Raw genomic sequence first — 15361 nt, forward strand, 5'->3', positions numbered from 1 at the left:
CCCCTGGGCCGTCAGTAGGCGGGCAGATGGCGGGGGCCGAGGTCGGTGCGCACCGGCGGCGGCGCCAGCCGCGCGGACGCGCCGAGCACGGAGAGGCCCTGCTGGGCGACCACCACCGGCTCCAGGTCGACGGCGACCACCTCGGGGTGGTCGTCCACCAGCCGCGACACCCTCAGCAGCAGCTCTTCGAGGGCCGCGGTGTCCACCGGCTTGGACCCCCGCCAGCCGAAGAGGAGCGGCGCGGTCCGGATGGACCTGATCAGCTCGGCCGCGTCCCGGTCGGTGGCGGGGACGAGCCGGTGCGCGGTGTCGCCCAGCAGCTCGGACGGGGCGCCGGCCAGCCCGAAGGAGAGCACGGCCCCGGCGCCGGGGTCTATCGCGGCCCGTACGACGGTGTCGACGCCGCGCGGCGCCATCCGCTGTACGACCAGGCCCAGCTCCTCGGCGGGGCCGAGATGCGCGGTCAGTTCGGCGTAGGCGCGGCGCAGTTCCGGCTCGCCGCCGAGTTCGAGCCGCACCCCGCCCAGGTCGGTGCGGTGACGCAGATGCGGGGCGGTGGGCTTCAGCGCGACCGGATAGCCGAGCCGCCCGGCGGCCCGTACGGCGGTGTCGGGGTCGGGCGCGGGCAGCGCGGGCAGCACGCTGACGCCGTAGCGGGCCAGCAGGCGCTGGGTGTCGGCGGCGGACAGCTCGATGCCGGTGCCGACGGCGGGGGCGTCGGGCGGCGGGATGTTCCGTTGTGGGGCTCCCTCGCGCGGGGCCAGCAGCACCTCGATGTCGGCGGCGGCCCCGGCCTCGTCGATGTCGTCGTACTCCGGCACCCGGCCGGGCTCCCCGGATTCCCGCCGCCAGCGCGCGTACCGCACGGCCTCGGCGAGCGCCCGCACCGCGCGCTCGGCGGCCGGGTAGGCCGGGATCCGGCGGGTCCCGGCCGGGGGTTCGGTCCGCGGTTCGGCCGGGGGTTCGGCGCCGGGCGGCGGGGCCGGGTCGCCGAAGCCCGCGAGGGCCTCCGCGAGGCCGGGGATCTCCAGGTGGACCACCGCCACCGGCTTGCCCGCGCCGCGCCCGGGCGCCTCGGCGGCCGCCGTGCGGACGGCCGCGGCCAGGTCCGCCGCGCGGGCGTCGCCGACCGAGGGGATGACGGTGACGACGATGGCGTCGCACTCGTCGTCGCCGAGCGCTCCGGTCAGGGCGCGGTGGAAGTCCTCGGGGGCGGCGTCCGTGGTCAGGTCGCGGGGCGGCAGCGGGAGCAGCCCTTCGGTGAGGCAGGCGTCGTAGGTGAGCAGGCCGAGGGAATCGGAATTGCCGAGGATGGCGACGCGCGGCCCCTCCGGGAGTGGCTGGGAGGCGAGCAGGACTCCGACGTCGGCGAGCTGGGTGACGGTGTCCACGCGCAGGACGCCGGCCTGTCGCAGCAGGTGGGAGACGGTGGCATCGGGGATGCGGGTGGTGGGCACCGCGTGCCCGGTGGGGGCGCTGCCGCTGTGCCGGGCGCCCTTGACGACCACGACGGGCTTGACGGCGGCGGTGCGGCGGGCGAGCCGGGTGAACTTGCGGGGGTTGCCGATGGACTCGAGGTACATGAGGGCGACGTCGGTCTGCGGGTCCTCGAACCAGTACTGGAGGAGGTCGTTGCCGGAGACATCGGCGCGGTTCCCGGTGGAGACAAACGTAGAAATACCAGCAATACCAGCGATACCCGCAAGGCCGGCGAGACCCGCGAGGCCCGTCATCCCCTCGGTGCAGGTGGGCCGGGTGAGTCCGGCGCCGCGCCGGTGCAGCCCGGACAGCAGGGCGATGCCGATCGCGCCGGACTGGGTGAACAGCCCGATGCGGCCGGGGACCGGCAGCCGCGGTGAGAGGGAGGCGTTCAGCCGCACGCCCTCGGCGGTGTTGATGATGCCGAAGGCGTTGGGGCCGATGACGCGCATGCCGTAGGTGCGGGCCCGGCGGACCAGGTCGCGCTGACGGTCGCGGCCCTCGGGGCCGCTCTCGGCGTATCCGGCGGAGAGGACGACGAGCCCCTGGACGCCGTGTTCGCCGCAGTCGGCGACGACGTCGGGCACCTGCGCGGCGGGCACGGCGACGACGGCCAGGTCGACCGGGCCTTCGACCTCACGGAGGGAACGGTGGGCCGGGACGCCGTCGGGCTCCAGGCGCGTCCAGTCCTCGGGGAAGGCGTGGTTGACGGCGTGGACCCGCCCGGTGAAGCCGCCATCGAGGAGGTTGCGCAGCACGGTGCGGCCGACCCCGCCGGGGGCCCGGCCGGTTCCGATGACGGCGACGGAGCCGGGGGTGAGCAGCCGCTGCACGGAGCGGGCCTCGGCACGCTGTTCGCGGGCGCGCATGACGGCCAGGGAGGCGTCGGTGGGTTCGAGGTCGAATTCGAGGCGGACGACCCCGTCGTCGAAGCTGCGCTTCTGGGTGTAGCCGGCGTCCGTGAACACCTTGATCATCTTGGTGTTGGCGGGCAGCACCTCGGCGGCGAAGCGGCGGATGCCGCGCTCGCGGGCGACGGCGGCGATGTGCTCGAGGAGGGCGGAGGCCACGCCGCGCCCCTGGTGGGCGTCCTGCACCAGGAAGGCGACTTCGGCCTCGTCGGCGGGGGCGCCCTGCGAGGAGGAGGACGAGAGGTGCGCGGGCAGGCCGTCCTCGTCGATGCGGTCGTAGCGGACGGTGGCGATGAACTCGCCCCCGACGGTCGCCGCGAGGCCGACCCGGTCGACGTAATCGTGGTGGGTGAAGCGGTGGACGTCGCGGTCGGAGAGCCGGGGGTAGGGCGCGAAGAAGCGGTAGTACTTCGACTCGTCCGAGACGCGTTCGTAGAAGCTGACCAGGCGCTGTGCGTCATCGGGCGTGATGGGGCGGATCTGCGCGGTGCCACCGTCCCTGAGCACGACGTCGGCCTCCCAATGGGTGGGATAGGCGTGATCATCCGACGGGCTCGGCATGGGGACAGGGTACGGGCTCAAGTCCGGGACGCCGAGGTCCGCATGGCGGACACCCTTGCGTGAACGGGAGGTGGCGAGGGAAAGTCCGTATCGGACCTGTTCGGACATGACCGGACCCACTCGGGCCCGACCCGGGCGGGACCGGACACCGTATGATCTGGTCTAGACAACACCACCCGCAGATCTGAAGGGCAACACCATGGCTGAGCGCCGCGTCAACATCGGCTGGGCCGAGGGCCTGCACGCCCGTCCGGCGTCGATCTTCGTCCGTGCGGCGACCGCCGCCGGCGTCCCCATCACGATCGCCAAGGCGGGCGGCGCCCCGGTCAACGCCGCTTCCATGCTCGCCGTGCTCGGCCTGGGCGCTCAGGGCGGCGACGAGGTCGTGCTCGCCTCCGAGGCCGAGGACGCGGAGGTCGCGCTCGACCGTCTGGCGAAGCTCGTGGCCGAGGGTCTCGAGGAGCTTCCGGAGACCGTCTGATTCCGTCCGAATCGCATTTCTGCGCGGCGGGGCCGCGGTGAACCATTACGGATCACCGCGGCCCCGTTGTTTTTCCGCCTACGGAATTTCTTTGAGCCGCCTACCGGGCTGCTGTTAATTCCGGCCACTCGCCGTGTTTACGGATTGTTTCGAAGTTCTCACCTGGGACGCGTTTCGCCATCGGTATTCGGCCAGCGAACGCTCGGTGTGCGCGGCGACGAGCTCGCGGGCCCGGTCGGCGTCACCGCGCGCGACCGCGTCCACGATCGCCCCGTGCTCCGCCCAGGACTCGACGGCGCGCACCGACGGGTCCGCGCCCCCCGTCGGGCCCGGCGCGCCCTGCACGGCCTGCGCGCCGCGCGCCGCCTGCCGGGCCGGATCCACCGCGTACACCCACGCCGTCTTGCGCCGCAGCTGCACCAGCAGTCCCGCCAGGCTCGGGCTGCCGGACGCCTGGGCGAGCGTCTCGTGGAACCAGTCGCCCAGCGAGCGCAGCTCGCCCAGCCGGCCGCGCTCCGCCCGCTCCTGGCCGAGCCGGACCAGACCGCGCAGCACCTTCAGATGCCCCTCGGTGCGGCGCTGGGCGGCCCTGGCGGCCCCCAGCGGCTCCAGCAGGGCCCGGATGTCCAGGACGTCGGCCGCCTCCTTCTCGGACGGCTGCGCGACGCACGCGCCCGCATGCCGCCGGGTGGTGACGAAGCCCTCGGACTCCAGGGTGCGCAGCGCCTCGCGGACGGGCACCCGGGAGACCCCGTAGCGCCGGGCGAGCAGTTCCTCGGTCAGCCGGCTGCCGGGCGGGCAGGCACCGGAGATGATGTCGTCACGGATCGCCGCGCACACCGCGTGTGCCGAAATCCGGCGACCGCCCTGGAGCGCGGTCGTATCCCCGTTCACTTCCGGTCCCGCATTGTCGATCCTCCGCCTCAACCCCGCGAAACGCATCCGATTGACGCGCGTTCAGCGACTCTATTCGAAGCCGCCGGGATTTCCGATGGGCGAAGGAAATTCGGGGATATTTTTTGGTCACAGCGGAGCGGGCACGCCGAAGGCCCCGTCCGGGCGCGGACGGGGCCTTTCGACAGGAGGGGCGACGGGTCAGAGGTTGACACCGTGCGAGCGCAGGTACGACAGCGGGTCCATGTCCGAGCCGTACTCCGCCGTGGTGCGGGCCTCGAAGTGCAGGTGCGGGCCGGTGACGTTGCCGGTCGCGCCGGACAGGCCGATCTGCTGGCCGGGGGTGACCTTCTGGCCGACCGAGACGCCGATCGAGGAGAGGTGGCCGTACTGGGTGTAGGTGCCGTCGTTCATCTTGATGACGACGTTGTTGCCGTAGGAGCCACCCCAGCCCGCCTCGACGACCTCACCCATGCCCACCGAATGCACCTCGGTGCCGGTGGAGGCGCTGAAGTCGATCCCGGTGTGGCTGCCGGAGGACCACAGGCCGCTGGACGCCTGGTACCCCGTGGAGACGGAGGAGCCCTCGACGGGCGAGACGAACGTGTTGAGGCGCTTGCGCTCCTCCTCACGCGCGGCGCGCTCCTTGGCGTCGCGCTCCGCCTTGGCCTTCTTCGCGGCGGCCTCGGCCTTCCGTGCGGCCTCCTGGCGGGCCACGGCCTCGGCCTTGGCCTTGGCGGCGGCGAACTCGGCGGCGCTCTGCTGCGACTGGGCCTGCGCGTCGATCTGGTCGGAGAGACCGTCGCCCATCACCATTGCCTGGCGGAGACCGGTGTCCTGGGGAGACGGCGTCTCGCCGGTCGCGGCGAGGGCCGGGCCGGCGATGCCGGCGACGACGCCCGAGGCGACCGTGGTAATGCCGGCGATGTTGGCGCCGGTACGGACGGCGGCCTGGCTGGGACGTCGGTGCTTCCCGGCGGCACGGGTGAACGCCATGTGGTGGCGCACTCCTTTCCTTCCCTCTCGCCTACCGGGTTAGCTGACGGGTTCGGAGCAGGAAGGTCTCCTACGGGCCCCTCCCCCGGCCGGGGAAGGCGTCCGATTCACCCCAGGGACGTTTGGGTCCCCGGCTCCCCTGGCACTCGCACCATGGGACTCGGCGATGACTGTCCGTGCCGCGGGTGCGGCGGTATCCGGCGAACAGCCGCACTGACGCTAAACGGGCCGCGTTTCGATCACCAAACGGTTACGGGTTTTTGTTGTTCTCGCCACAAACCAAACAGCCCTCAAATCGGGCATAAGGGAGGACCCTGGCGTCGCACTCGACGCCAGGGTCCTTGTGGTGATACGGCGTTGGGCCGGGCCCCGGGACATATCGGGCCCGCCGGAACGCGGTTCAGCCGGTGATGACGCGCACCTCTCCGATGCCGAGCGCCTTGACCGGCTCCTCGATCTTCGAGGCGTCACCCACCAGGACGGTCACCAGCCGGTCGGCGGGGAAGGCGCTCACGACCGCCGCGGTCGCCTCCACCGTGCCCGCCTCGGCGAGCCGGGCGTACAGCTGTGCCTGGAAGTCGTCCGGCAGGTGCTGCTCGACCTGGTCGGCGAGCGTGCCCGCGACGGCGGCGGCCGTCTCGTACTTGAGCGGGGCGACACCGACGAGGTTCTGCACGGCGACGTCACGCTCGGCGTCCGTCAGCCCCTCCTCCTTCAGCGTCCGCAGCACCGTCCACAGGTCCTCCAGCGCCGGGCCGGTGACCTCGGTGGCCACCGAACCGCTGATCGCCAGCAGCGAGGCGCCCGCCGAGCCGCCGCCGGCCGGCGAGGGCGGCGTGGAGCGCAGCACCTGGCCGAAGGCGCGCACCCCGTAGGTGTAGCCCTTCTCCTCGCGCAGTACCCGGTCCAGACGGGAGGTGAGGGTGCCGCCCAGGCAGTAGGTGCCCAGCACCTGCGCGGGCCAGACGCGGTCGTGCCGGTCGGCGCCGATGCGCCCGATGAGCAGCTGGGTCTGGACCGCGCCGGGCCGGTCGACGATCACCACACGGCCGGTGTCGTCGGCGATGATCGGCGGGACCGAGCCCTGCGGAGCCGGGCCGCCGGTCCAGGCACCGAGGGTGTCGGCGAGCGCCTGGTCGAGGTCGACACCGGCCAGGTCGCCGACGACGACCGCGGTCGTGGTGGACGGCCGGATGTGCGCCTCGTAGAAGGCCCGCACCGCCGCGGCGTCGATGCCCTCGATGGTCTCCTCGGTGCCCTGGCGCGGCCGGGACATCCGCGATTCGGCCGGGAACAGCTCCTTGGCCAGGGCCATGGAAGCGCGGCGGGCCGGGTTGGCCAGCTCGTGCGGGATCTCGTCCAGCCGGTTGCGCACCAGCCGCTCGACCTCGCCGTCGGGGAAGGCGGGTGCGCGCAGGGCGTCGGCGAGCAGGCCGAGCGCCTTGGGCAGCCGGGAGACCGGCACCTCCAGGGAGACCCGGACGCCGGGGTGGTCCGCGTGGGCGTCCAGGGTGGCGCCGCAGCGCTCCAGCTCGGCGGCGAACTCCTCGGCGGTGTGCTTGTCGGTGCCCTCGGACAGGGCGCGCGCCATGATCGTGGCGACGCCCTCAAGCCCGGCCGGCTCGGTGTCCAGCGGGGCGTCGAGGTTGATCTCCACGGCGACGACCTGCTGGCCGGGGCGGTGGCAGCGCAGCACGGTGAGCCCGTTGGACAGCTCACTGCGCTCCGGCGCCGGGAAGGCCCACGGCCTGGGGGCGCCGCCCTGCGGCTGCGGGTGAAAGGTCATGGTGGCGGTGACGGCGTCGCTCACTGGGCCGCCTCCCCTTCTGCGTCGGTGTCGGCGGCTTCTGCGGCGTTGCCGGACTGGGCTGCCCGGTCTGCGTCCTCGGCGCCCCGGACGGGCTCGTAGACCAGCACGGCGCGGTTGTCGGGGCGCAGCCGCGCAGCGGCCACGGCCCGCACCTCCTCCGCGGTGATGTCCAGCACCCGTCCCACGGCGGTCAGGGCCAGCTGCGGGTCGCCGAACAGCACGGCGAACCGGCACAGCTCGTCGGCGCGGCCGCCGACGGTGGCCAGCCGGTCCAGCCACTCGCGCTCGATCTGCGCTTGGGCGCGCTCCATCTCCTGCGGCGTCGGGCCCTCCTCGGCGAAGCGGGCCAGCTCCTCGTCGACGGCGGCCTCGATGCCGGGCACCTCGACCCCGCCGGAGGTCTTCACGTCCAGCCAGCCCAGCGACGGCGCGCCCGCCAGCCGCAGCAGGCCGAACCCGGCGGCGACGGCCGTACGGTCGCGGCGCACCAGGCGGTTGTGCAGCCGGGAGGACTCGCCGCCGCCGAGGACGGTCAGCGCCAGGTCGGCGGCGTCGGCCTCACGGGTACCGTCGTGCGGCAGCCGGTACGCGGCCATCAGGGCGCGGGCGGGGACCTCCTCCTCCACGACCTCGCGCAGCTGCCCGCCGATGACGTCGGGGAGGGTGCCGTCGCGGGGCGGCCGCTTGCCCTCGTGGGAGGGAATGGTGCCGAAGTACTTCTCGATCCAGGCGAGCGTCTGCTCGGGGTCGATGTCGCCCACGACGGACAGCACCGCGTTGTTCGGCGCGTAGTACGTGCGGAAGAACTCCCGGGCGTCCTCCAGGGAGGCGGCGTCCAGGTCGGCCATCGAGCCGATGGGGGTGTGGTGGTACGGGTGGCCCTCGGGGTAGGCCATGGCGACGAGCTTCTCGAAGGCCGTGCCGTACGGGACGTTGTCGTAGCGCTGGCGGCGCTCGTTCTTGACGACGTCCCGCTGGTTCTCCAGGCTCTCGTCGTCCAGTGCGGTCAGGAGGGACCCCATGCGGTCCGCCTCCAGCCACAGCGCCAGCTCGAGCTGGTGGGCGGGCATCGTCTCGAAGTAGTTGGTGCGCTCGAAGCTCGTCGTGCCGTTGAGCGAGCCGCCGGCCCCCTGGACCAGCTCGAAGTGGCCGTTCCCCGTCACCTGGGCCGAGCCCTGGAACATCAGGTGCTCGAAGAGGTGGGCGAGGCCGGTACGCCCCTTGACCTCATGGCGTGAGCCGACGTCGTACCAGAGGCAGAGCGCGGCGACCGGGGTCAGGTGATCCTCGGAGAGCACTACCCGCAGGCCGTTGGCCAGACGGTGCTCGGTCGCTTTCAGGCCGCCGGAGCCGGCCTGTTGCGTGGCCGTGTGACCCATGGGCATGTACGTCCCTTCGATCGCGTGATGGAGCGCGTGCGAACCGTGTGATGAGCGCTTCTGTCACTCTATGCAACCGCACGGACATCTGGCGAAGTTCCCGTCGGGCAAAGGTCGGGCCAAGGTCGCGCAGGCGGCCGGAACGGGGCGCGAAGGGGGCCGTGCGGGGCCGTTCACAGGGCCACTCGGCGCCTCTCGTGGAGAGGCCCGTTCCACAGTTGTCGGCGGACGGGGCCACAATGGTCCGCGTCAGATCCCGCTCTGCCCGTTGAAGGAGCCGCAAGCGCGATGGCCCGCCGCAGCACGAAGAGTCCGCCGCCGGACGACTTCGAGGAGCGCATCCTCGACATCGACGTCGTCGACGAGATGCAGGGCTCCTACCTCGAGTACGCCTACTCGGTCATCTATTCGCGCGCGCTGCCCGACGCCCGCGACGGGCTCAAGCCCGTGCACCGCCGCATCCTCTACCAGATGAACGAGATGGGGCTGCGCCCCGAGCGCGGCTTCGTGAAGTGCGCCCGCGTCGTCGGCGAGGTGATGGGAAAGCTCCACCCGCACGGTGACGCGTCGATCTACGACGCGCTGGTGCGCATGGCGCAGCCGTTCTCGATGCGCCTGCCGATGGTCGACGGCCACGGCAACTTCGGCTCGCTGGGCAATGACGACCCGCCCGCCGCGATGCGGTACACCGAGTGCCGTATGGCCTCGGCGACCTCGCTGATGACCGAGTCCATCGACGAGGACACGGTCGACTTCTCGCCGAACTACGACGGCAGCGAGCAGGAGCCCGTCACCCTCCCCGCCGCCTATCCGAACCTCCTGGTCAACGGCACGTCCGGGATCGCGGTCGGCATGGCGACGAACATGCCGCCGCACAACCTGGGCGAGGTGGTCGCCGCCGCCCGCCACCTGATCAGGCACCCGGGTGCGGACCTGGACACGCTGATGCGGCATGTGCCGGGACCCGACCTGCCGACCGGCGGACAGATCGTCGGGCTCAGCGGCGTCCGGGACGCGTACGAGACGGGGCGCGGCAGCTTCAAGATCCGCGCCACGGTGGCCGTGGAGGACGTGACGCCCCGCCGCAAGGGCCTCGTCGTCACGGAGCTTCCCTTCACGGTCGGCCCCGAGAAGGTCATCTCCAAGATCAAGGACCTGGTCGGCGCGAAGAAGCTCCAGGGCATCGCGGACGTCAAGGACCTCACCGACCGTGCGCACGGCCTGCGCCTGGTGATCGAGATCAAGAACGGCTTCAACCCGGAGGCCGTGCTGGAGCAGCTCTACAAGCTCACGCCGATGGAGGAGTCCTTCGGCATCAACAACGTGGCTCTGGTGGACGGCCAGCCGCTCACGCTGGGGCTCAAGGAGCTGCTGGAGGTCTACCTCGACCACCGCTTCGACGTGGTGCGCCGGCGCAGCGAGTTCCGGCGCACCAAGCGGCGCAACCGGCTGCACCTGGTCGAGGGGCTGCTGGTGGCCCTGCTCGACATCGACGAGGTCATCCGCCTCATCCGGTCGAGCGAGAACTCGGCGCAGGCCAAGGAAACGCTGATGCACCGCTTCGAGCTGTCCGATGTCCAGACGCAGTACATCCTGGACACTCCGCTGCGCCGGCTGACCAAGTTCGACCGGATCGAGCTGGAGTCGGAACGCGACAAGCTCAACGCGGAGATCGAGGAGCTGACCCGGATCCTCGACTCGGACGCCGAGCTGCGCAAGCTGGTCTCCTCCGAACTGGCCACGGTCGGCAAGAAGTTCGGCACCCCGCGGCGTACGGTGCTGCTGGAGTCCGCCGACGCCCCGGTGACCGCGGTGCCGCTGGAGGTCGCGGACGACCCGTGCCGGGTCCTGCTGTCCTCCACCGGGCTGCTGGCCCGTACGGCGAACGGGGAACCGTTCGCGGGCGGACAGACCAAGCGCAGCAAGCACGACGCGATCGTCTCGGCCGTCCCGGCGACGGCCCGCGCGGAGGTCGGGGCGGTGACCTCGACCGGGCGGCTGCTGCGGCTCCAGGTGATCGACCTGCCACAGCTTCCGGAGGGGACCCCCGAGCTGTCGGGCGGGGCGCCGATCGCCGAGTTCCTGTCGCTGGAGGACGGCGAGGAGCTGATCTGCCTCACCACCCTGGACGAGTCCTCACCGGGGCTCGCCATCGGCACGGAGCAGGGCGTCGTCAAGCGCGTGGTCCCGGACTATCCGGCCCACAAGGAGGAGCTGGAGGTCATCGCCCTCAAGGAGGGCGACCGGATCGTGGGCGCGGTCGAGCTGCGCACGGGCGAGGAGGACCTGGTCTTCATCACCGACGACGCCCAACTGCTGCGCTATCAGGCGGCCCAGGTGCGGCCGCAGGGGCGTGCGGCGGGCGGCATGGCGGGCATCAAGCTCGGGTCCGGCGCGAAGGTGATCTCGTTCACAGCGGTGGACCCGGCGGCCGATGCCGTGGTGTTCACCGTCTCCGGTTCGCACGGCACGCTCGACGACTCCGCACTGCAGACGGCCAAGCTCACCCCCTTCGACCAGTACCCCCGCAAGGGACGGGCCACGGGCGGGGTGCGCTGCCAGCGGTTCCTCAAGGGCGAGGACTGTCTGGTGCTGGCCTGGGCGGGCGCGACCCCGGCCCGCGCGGCGTCCGCCACTGGCTCCCCGGTGCCGCTGCCGGAGCCCGATCCGCGCCGGGACGGCTCCGGAGTGCCGCTCGCCAAGCCGGTGGCGGTGGTCGCCGGGCCGGTGTAGCCACGGCGGAAACGGACGATCAGGGGCGCGGCACCGGATGGGTGCCGCGCCCCGCGCATATCGGGCCCCTCACATACGGGGCCCGAAGGATCAGCGGCGGTTCAGTGTCCGGCGCCGTTGCGCCGGGCCCGCAACTGCCGGAGGGCCACCTGGGCGCCGGGATGGCCGCGGTCGGCCGCCTTCCGGAAGTGCCGCTCCGCCTCCGCCGCGTCGCCGAGGTCCAGGTACAGGGTGCCGAGCACCACCAGCGCGGTGAGGTCCCCCGCGGCGACCGCTTTCCCGAGCCAGTGCAGGGCCTCCGGGTACGCACCCCGGTTGCCGAGCCCGATGCCGTAGACCGTCATGCCCTCCCGGTCACCGGCGAGCGCCGCCTGCCGGGCGAGCGCCTCGGGGATCGGCCGTCCCTCGGCGTACGCCGCCCGCACCCTCGCCCTCAGGCCCGGATCCAGCCGCCGCGCCCCGCGTCTCCCCCGGCGCCCGCGCCACCGCGCCCACAGCCCACGCATCAGAACCCCCTCCGCCCCCGGAAGCGCCATTCTCCCGCCGTCCCCGCCCACGCGGAACAGGGAGCGCCCCCGGACCGTCCCGCTCCCCCGGCACCCTGATTCCCCCGCCCGTGCGCGAAGTTGATCGACAGAGGTTAGGCTTACCTTTGTGAGCACGTGCACGACCGCTTCCCGGGACCTGTCCGAGCCGCTCGCCGGAACGGCGGCCACCGCCCCCACCTGGCTGCTTCTCGAACAGCCGGGTCCCTGGGGCGCCGAAGCCCTGACGGCCAGCCGGCTGGACCCCGCGGTGGGGCGCGCCCTGGAGCGCGCTGCCGAGGGCACCGGCGTACGGGTCGCGCTGATACGCCGGCCCGGCCGCCACGCCGATCTGCCCGCGGGCAGCCGTCACCGGGTGTTCGTGGCGCACACCCGGCCCGGCCGCTCCTGGATCCGCACGACCGCCCTCGCCGAGCCGGAACGGCTGCTCGGCCTGGACTTCGCCGCGCTGGGCGCGGGCGACCCGGGCGGGCTGGCCGGGGCGGTGGATGACGCCCCCGACGACATCCCCGGGGAGTGGGAGGAGTACACCGGCGACCCGCTGGTGCTGGTGTGCACCAACGGCAAGCGCGACCGCTGCTGCGCGCTGCTCGGCCGCCCGCTCGCCGCCGAGCTGACCGCCGCCGGTGTGGAGGGCACCTGGGAGATCACCCACATCGGCGGCCACCGCTTCTCGCCGACGCTCGTCGTCCTGCCGCACGGCTACGCCTACGGCAGGGTCACCGCCCAGGACGTCAAGGACACCCTCGCGGCGCTGCGCGAGAACCGGGTGGCCACCGAGGGCTGCCGCGGCCGCTCCGCGTGGGAGCGCCCCGGGCAGGCGGCCGAGCTGGCGGTCCGCGAGCTGACCGGTGAGGACGGCGCCGACGCGCTGACCGTCGTACGGACCGAGAGCGCCGCCCCCGCCTGGTCGGTGACCGTGGCGCACACCGACGGCCGGGTGTGGCGGGTGAGCGTGGCGCAGGTGGCCGCCGCCCCGCCGCGGCAGCAGAGCTGCGGTTCGCCGCTGGGCTCCCCGGCCCGTATGGACGTGGTCGGCATCCGGGCGGTCCGGCCCGCGCGGGACGGACGGACGGTCACCCTCGGCAGGCGCTGAGCGATCGCCCCGGCGCTCCTGAAGAACCGCGGGGGTCCTGGCGGCGTCCCCGGGCCCCGCCCTTCGTTACCCTTCGTTGCCATGAGCGCCGCGATACCGCCGGGGCCGCCCTCCGCGGCCACAAGGTGGCGCATCGGCTGGCCCCGACGCGTCTTCTCCCAGGTGCTGCTGATGCAGCTGGCCATCGCCACGGGCGTCACCGTGCTCGCGACCGGCCTCTTCCTGCGCCCGCTCGGCGCCCAGCTCGACGACCAGGCCATGCGCCGGGCGCTGGCCATCGCGCAGACCACGGCCTCCGAACCGCGGCTGGTCACGGCGCTCCAGCACACCCGCCCCTCGGCGGGCGGTCCGGTCCAGGCCGCGGCGGACCGCATCCGCCGCTCGACCGGCGCCGAATACGTCGTGATCATGGACCGGCGCGGGATCCGCTGGTCCCACACCTCTCCGGACGAGATCGGCAAGCACGTCTCCACCAGCCCCGAGGAAGCCCTCGCGGGCCACGACGTCATGCAGATCGACGACGGCACGCTCGGCCGCTCGGCCCGCGGCAAGGTGCCGCTGCGCGACCGGGACGGCCGCATCGTGGGCGCGGTGTCGGTCGGCATCGCGTACGAGACCGTGCGCGGCCGGCTGCTCGGCGCGCTCCCCGGGATGCTCGCGTACGCGGGCGGCGCGCTCGCCGTCGCCGTCCTGGCGGCCTATCTGGTCTCCCGCAGGCTCCAGCGGCGCACCCATGACCTCGCCTTCTCCGACATCTCCGCGCTGCTCGCCGAGCGCGAGGCCATGCTGCACGGCATCCGCGAGGGTGTCGTCGCGCTCGACACGCATGGCCGCATCCGGCTGATGAACGACGAGGCGCAGCGGCTGCTGGACCTGCGCGCCGAGGACACCGGGCGGCCGCTGGAGGCGGTGCTGCCGCCCGGCCGTACGACCGATGTGCTCGCAGGCCGGGTCACCGGCGCCGACCTGCTGACCGTCAGCGGCGGCCGGGTGCTGGTCGCCAACCGGATGCCCACGGACGACGGCGGCGCGGTGGCCACCCTGCGCGACCGCACCGAGCTGGAGCGGCTCGGCCGCGAACTTGACGGCACCCGCGGGCTGATCGACGCGCTGCGCGCCCAGGACCATGAGCACGCCAACCGGATGCACACCCTCCTCGGCCTGCTCGAACTCGAACTCCACGAGGAGGCGGTGGAGTTCATCACCGAGGCCGTCGGCGTGCACCGCGCCACCGCGGAGCAGGTCACCGAGCGGGTACACGATCCGCTGCTGGCCGCCCTGCTGGTAGGCAAGGCCACGGTCGCCACGGAGCGCGGGGTGGCCCTGCGCATCGCCGAGGGCACCCTGCTGCCGGACCGGCTGGTGGATCCGCCGGGCCTGGTGACGATCGTCGGCAACCTGATCGACAACGCGCTGGACGCGGCGGTCGGTTCGGCCGAGCCGCGGGTCGAGGTGGAATTGTGCGCGGACGACCGTACGGTGCTGCTGCGGGTCTCGGACACCGGGCCCGGTATCCCCGACGACCGGCGCGACCTGGTCTTCACCGAGGGCTGGTCCACCAAGAAGCCGCCCGCGCACGGACAGCGCGGCATCGGGCTGGCGCTGGTGCGCCGCCTCGCCGAGCGCCAGGGCGGCAGCGCCCGGGTGGCCGACCGCGACGGCGGCGGCGCCGAGTTCACCGTCGTCCTCCCCGAGGCGCTGGCCGAGGCGCCGCTGACCGCGACAGGAGAGCCGCGATGACCGCCGCGATCGGATCGGACACCGGCCCGGGCGGCCTCAGCGGCCTGATCGAGGTTCTGGTCGTGGACGACGATGTGCGGGTCGCCCGCGTCAACGCGGCGTACGTCGGGAAGGTGCCGGGCTTCCGTGTCGCCGGGCAGGCGCACACGGCCGCCGACGCGCTGGCCTTCCTGGAGCGCGACCACGCCGATCTCGTCCTGCTCGACCACTATCTGCCGGACGAGACCGGGCTCGCGCTGGTGGGGCGGCTGCGGCAGCTGGGCCACCACACCGACATCATCATGGTGACCGCCGCCCGCGACATCGGCACCGTCCAGGCCGCGATGCGCCACGGCGCGCTGCAGTACCTGGTCAAGCCGTTCACGTTCGCCGGACTGCGGGCCAAGCTGGAGGGCTACGCGGCGCTGCGCCGCGCCCTGTCGGGCGGCGGCGAGGCCGGGCAGGACCAGGTGGACCGGATCTTCGGCGCCGTGGGCGGCGCCTCGGCCGGCCCCGCCGAGCTGCCCAAGGGCCACTCGGCGCTCACCGCCGACCTCGTACGGGAGGTGCTGCACGGGGCCGACGGCCCGCTGTCGGCCCAGGAGGTCGCCGACCGCGCGTCGCTCAGCAGACAGACCGCCCAGCGCTATCTGAAGCTCCTGGAGCGCACGGGCCGGGTGCGGCTCAGCCTCAAGTACGGCGAGACCGGCCGCCCGGAACACCGCTACGACTGGGTCTGAGCCCCAGGGCCCCGAGC

The 15361-nt window shown here is 73.2% G+C and carries 11 protein-coding genes and 1 riboswitch; of the genes, 5 read left to right on the forward strand and 6 right to left on the reverse strand.

All coding sequences use genetic code 11. The features are described 5' to 3' along the window. Positions 1 to 11 precede the first annotated feature (11 nt). Positions 12 to 2951, reverse strand: coding sequence for a GNAT family N-acetyltransferase (locus ACH4SI_RS21325; protein ID WP_398297814.1), 2940 nt, complete (start codon positions 2949 to 2951; stop codon positions 12 to 14). 199 nt (positions 2952 to 3150) lie between these two features. Between ACH4SI_RS21325 and ACH4SI_RS21330 the strand changes: the two genes are divergently transcribed. Next, a complete protein-coding gene (locus ACH4SI_RS21330) occupies positions 3151 to 3432 on the forward strand; it encodes an HPr family phosphocarrier protein (protein ID WP_398297816.1) in 282 nt (93 codons plus the stop codon). A 114-nt stretch (positions 3433 to 3546) separates the two neighbouring features. On the opposite strand, the gene ACH4SI_RS21335 is transcribed toward ACH4SI_RS21330, so the two are convergent. The 4 genes from ACH4SI_RS21335 to ACH4SI_RS21350 form a co-directional block, all read right to left on the reverse strand. Then, complete coding sequence (locus tag ACH4SI_RS21335; protein ID WP_398297818.1) at positions 3547 to 4326, reverse strand: GntR family transcriptional regulator; 780 nt, start codon at positions 4324 to 4326, stop codon at positions 3547 to 3549. A gap of 201 nt (positions 4327 to 4527) precedes the next feature. Next, complete coding sequence (locus tag ACH4SI_RS21340; protein ID WP_398297820.1) at positions 4528 to 5322, reverse strand: M23 family metallopeptidase; 795 nt, start codon at positions 5320 to 5322, stop codon at positions 4528 to 4530. Positions 5323 to 5335: 13 nt separating this feature from the next. Next, a riboswitch (cyclic di-AMP (ydaO/yuaA leader) is annotated at positions 5336 to 5498 on the reverse strand. 224 nt (positions 5499 to 5722) lie between these two features. Continuing rightward, positions 5723 to 7108 carry a M16 family metallopeptidase gene (locus ACH4SI_RS21345; RefSeq protein ID WP_398298004.1) on the reverse strand — a complete coding sequence of 462 codons (1386 nt, stop codon included), beginning with the start codon at positions 7106 to 7108 and terminating at the stop codon, positions 5723 to 5725. Between the two features lie 20 nt (positions 7109 to 7128). Beyond that, positions 7129 to 8511 carry a M16 family metallopeptidase gene (locus tag ACH4SI_RS21350; protein ID WP_398298006.1) on the reverse strand — a complete coding sequence of 461 codons (1383 nt, stop codon included), beginning with the start codon at positions 8509 to 8511 and terminating at the stop codon, positions 7129 to 7131. A 288-nt stretch (positions 8512 to 8799) separates the two neighbouring features. On the opposite strand from ACH4SI_RS21350, the gene ACH4SI_RS21355 reads away from it, so the two are divergent. Beyond that, entirely contained in the window at positions 8800 to 11244 is a 2445-nt protein-coding gene (locus ACH4SI_RS21355; RefSeq protein WP_398297822.1) for a DNA topoisomerase (ATP-hydrolyzing) subunit A, read from the forward strand. A 101-nt stretch (positions 11245 to 11345) separates the two neighbouring features. Here ACH4SI_RS21355 and ACH4SI_RS21360 read toward each other — a convergent pair whose 3' ends face one another. Next, positions 11346 to 11750 (reverse strand): tetratricopeptide repeat protein, encoded by a 405-nt coding sequence (locus ACH4SI_RS21360; protein WP_398297824.1) that lies wholly within the window; start codon positions 11748 to 11750, stop codon positions 11346 to 11348. Between the two features lie 148 nt (positions 11751 to 11898). Here ACH4SI_RS21360 and ACH4SI_RS21365 point away from each other — a divergent pair, with 148 nt between their 5' ends. The 3 genes from ACH4SI_RS21365 (at position 11899) to ACH4SI_RS21375 (ending at position 15344) form a co-directional block, all read left to right on the forward strand. Beyond that, a complete protein-coding gene (locus tag ACH4SI_RS21365) occupies positions 11899 to 12885 on the forward strand; it encodes a sucrase ferredoxin (protein WP_398297826.1) in 987 nt (328 codons plus the stop codon). Positions 12886 to 12966: 81 nt separating this feature from the next. Next, positions 12967 to 14625 (forward strand): ATP-binding protein, encoded by a 1659-nt coding sequence (locus tag ACH4SI_RS21370; RefSeq protein WP_398297828.1) that lies wholly within the window; start codon positions 12967 to 12969, stop codon positions 14623 to 14625. A 44-nt stretch (positions 14626 to 14669) separates the two neighbouring features. After that, positions 14670 to 15344, forward strand: coding sequence for a response regulator (locus ACH4SI_RS21375; protein WP_398298008.1), 675 nt, complete (start codon positions 14670 to 14672; stop codon positions 15342 to 15344). The last annotated feature ends 17 nt before the right edge of the window (positions 15345 to 15361 follow it).

The sequence above is a fragment of the Streptomyces sp. NPDC021212 genome (assembly GCF_044332925.1).
In the GTDB taxonomy this organism is placed as follows: domain Bacteria; phylum Actinomycetota; class Actinomycetes; order Streptomycetales; family Streptomycetaceae; genus Streptomyces.

Coding starts and splice junctions, on each gene's coding strand:
- ACH4SI_RS21360 (WP_398297824.1), bottom strand. CDS start 11,750: ATGCGTGGGCTGTGGGCGCGGTGGCGCGGGCGCCGGGGGAGACGCGGG.
- ACH4SI_RS21370 (WP_398297828.1), top strand. CDS start 12,967: ATGAGCGCCGCGATACCGCCGGGGCCGCCCTCCGCGGCCACAAGGTGG.
- ACH4SI_RS21325 (WP_398297814.1), bottom strand. CDS start 2,951: ATGCCGAGCCCGTCGGATGATCACGCCTATCCCACCCATTGGGAGGCC.
- ACH4SI_RS21340 (WP_398297820.1), bottom strand. CDS start 5,322: ATGGCGTTCACCCGTGCCGCCGGGAAGCACCGACGTCCCAGCCAGGCC.
- ACH4SI_RS21345 (WP_398298004.1), bottom strand. CDS start 7,108: ATGACCTTTCACCCGCAGCCGCAGGGCGGCGCCCCCAGGCCGTGGGCC.
- ACH4SI_RS21355 (WP_398297822.1), top strand. CDS start 8,800: ATGGCCCGCCGCAGCACGAAGAGTCCGCCGCCGGACGACTTCGAGGAG.
- ACH4SI_RS21330 (WP_398297816.1), top strand. CDS start 3,151: ATGGCTGAGCGCCGCGTCAACATCGGCTGGGCCGAGGGCCTGCACGCC.
- ACH4SI_RS21350 (WP_398298006.1), bottom strand. CDS start 8,511: ATGGGTCACACGGCCACGCAACAGGCCGGCTCCGGCGGCCTGAAAGCG.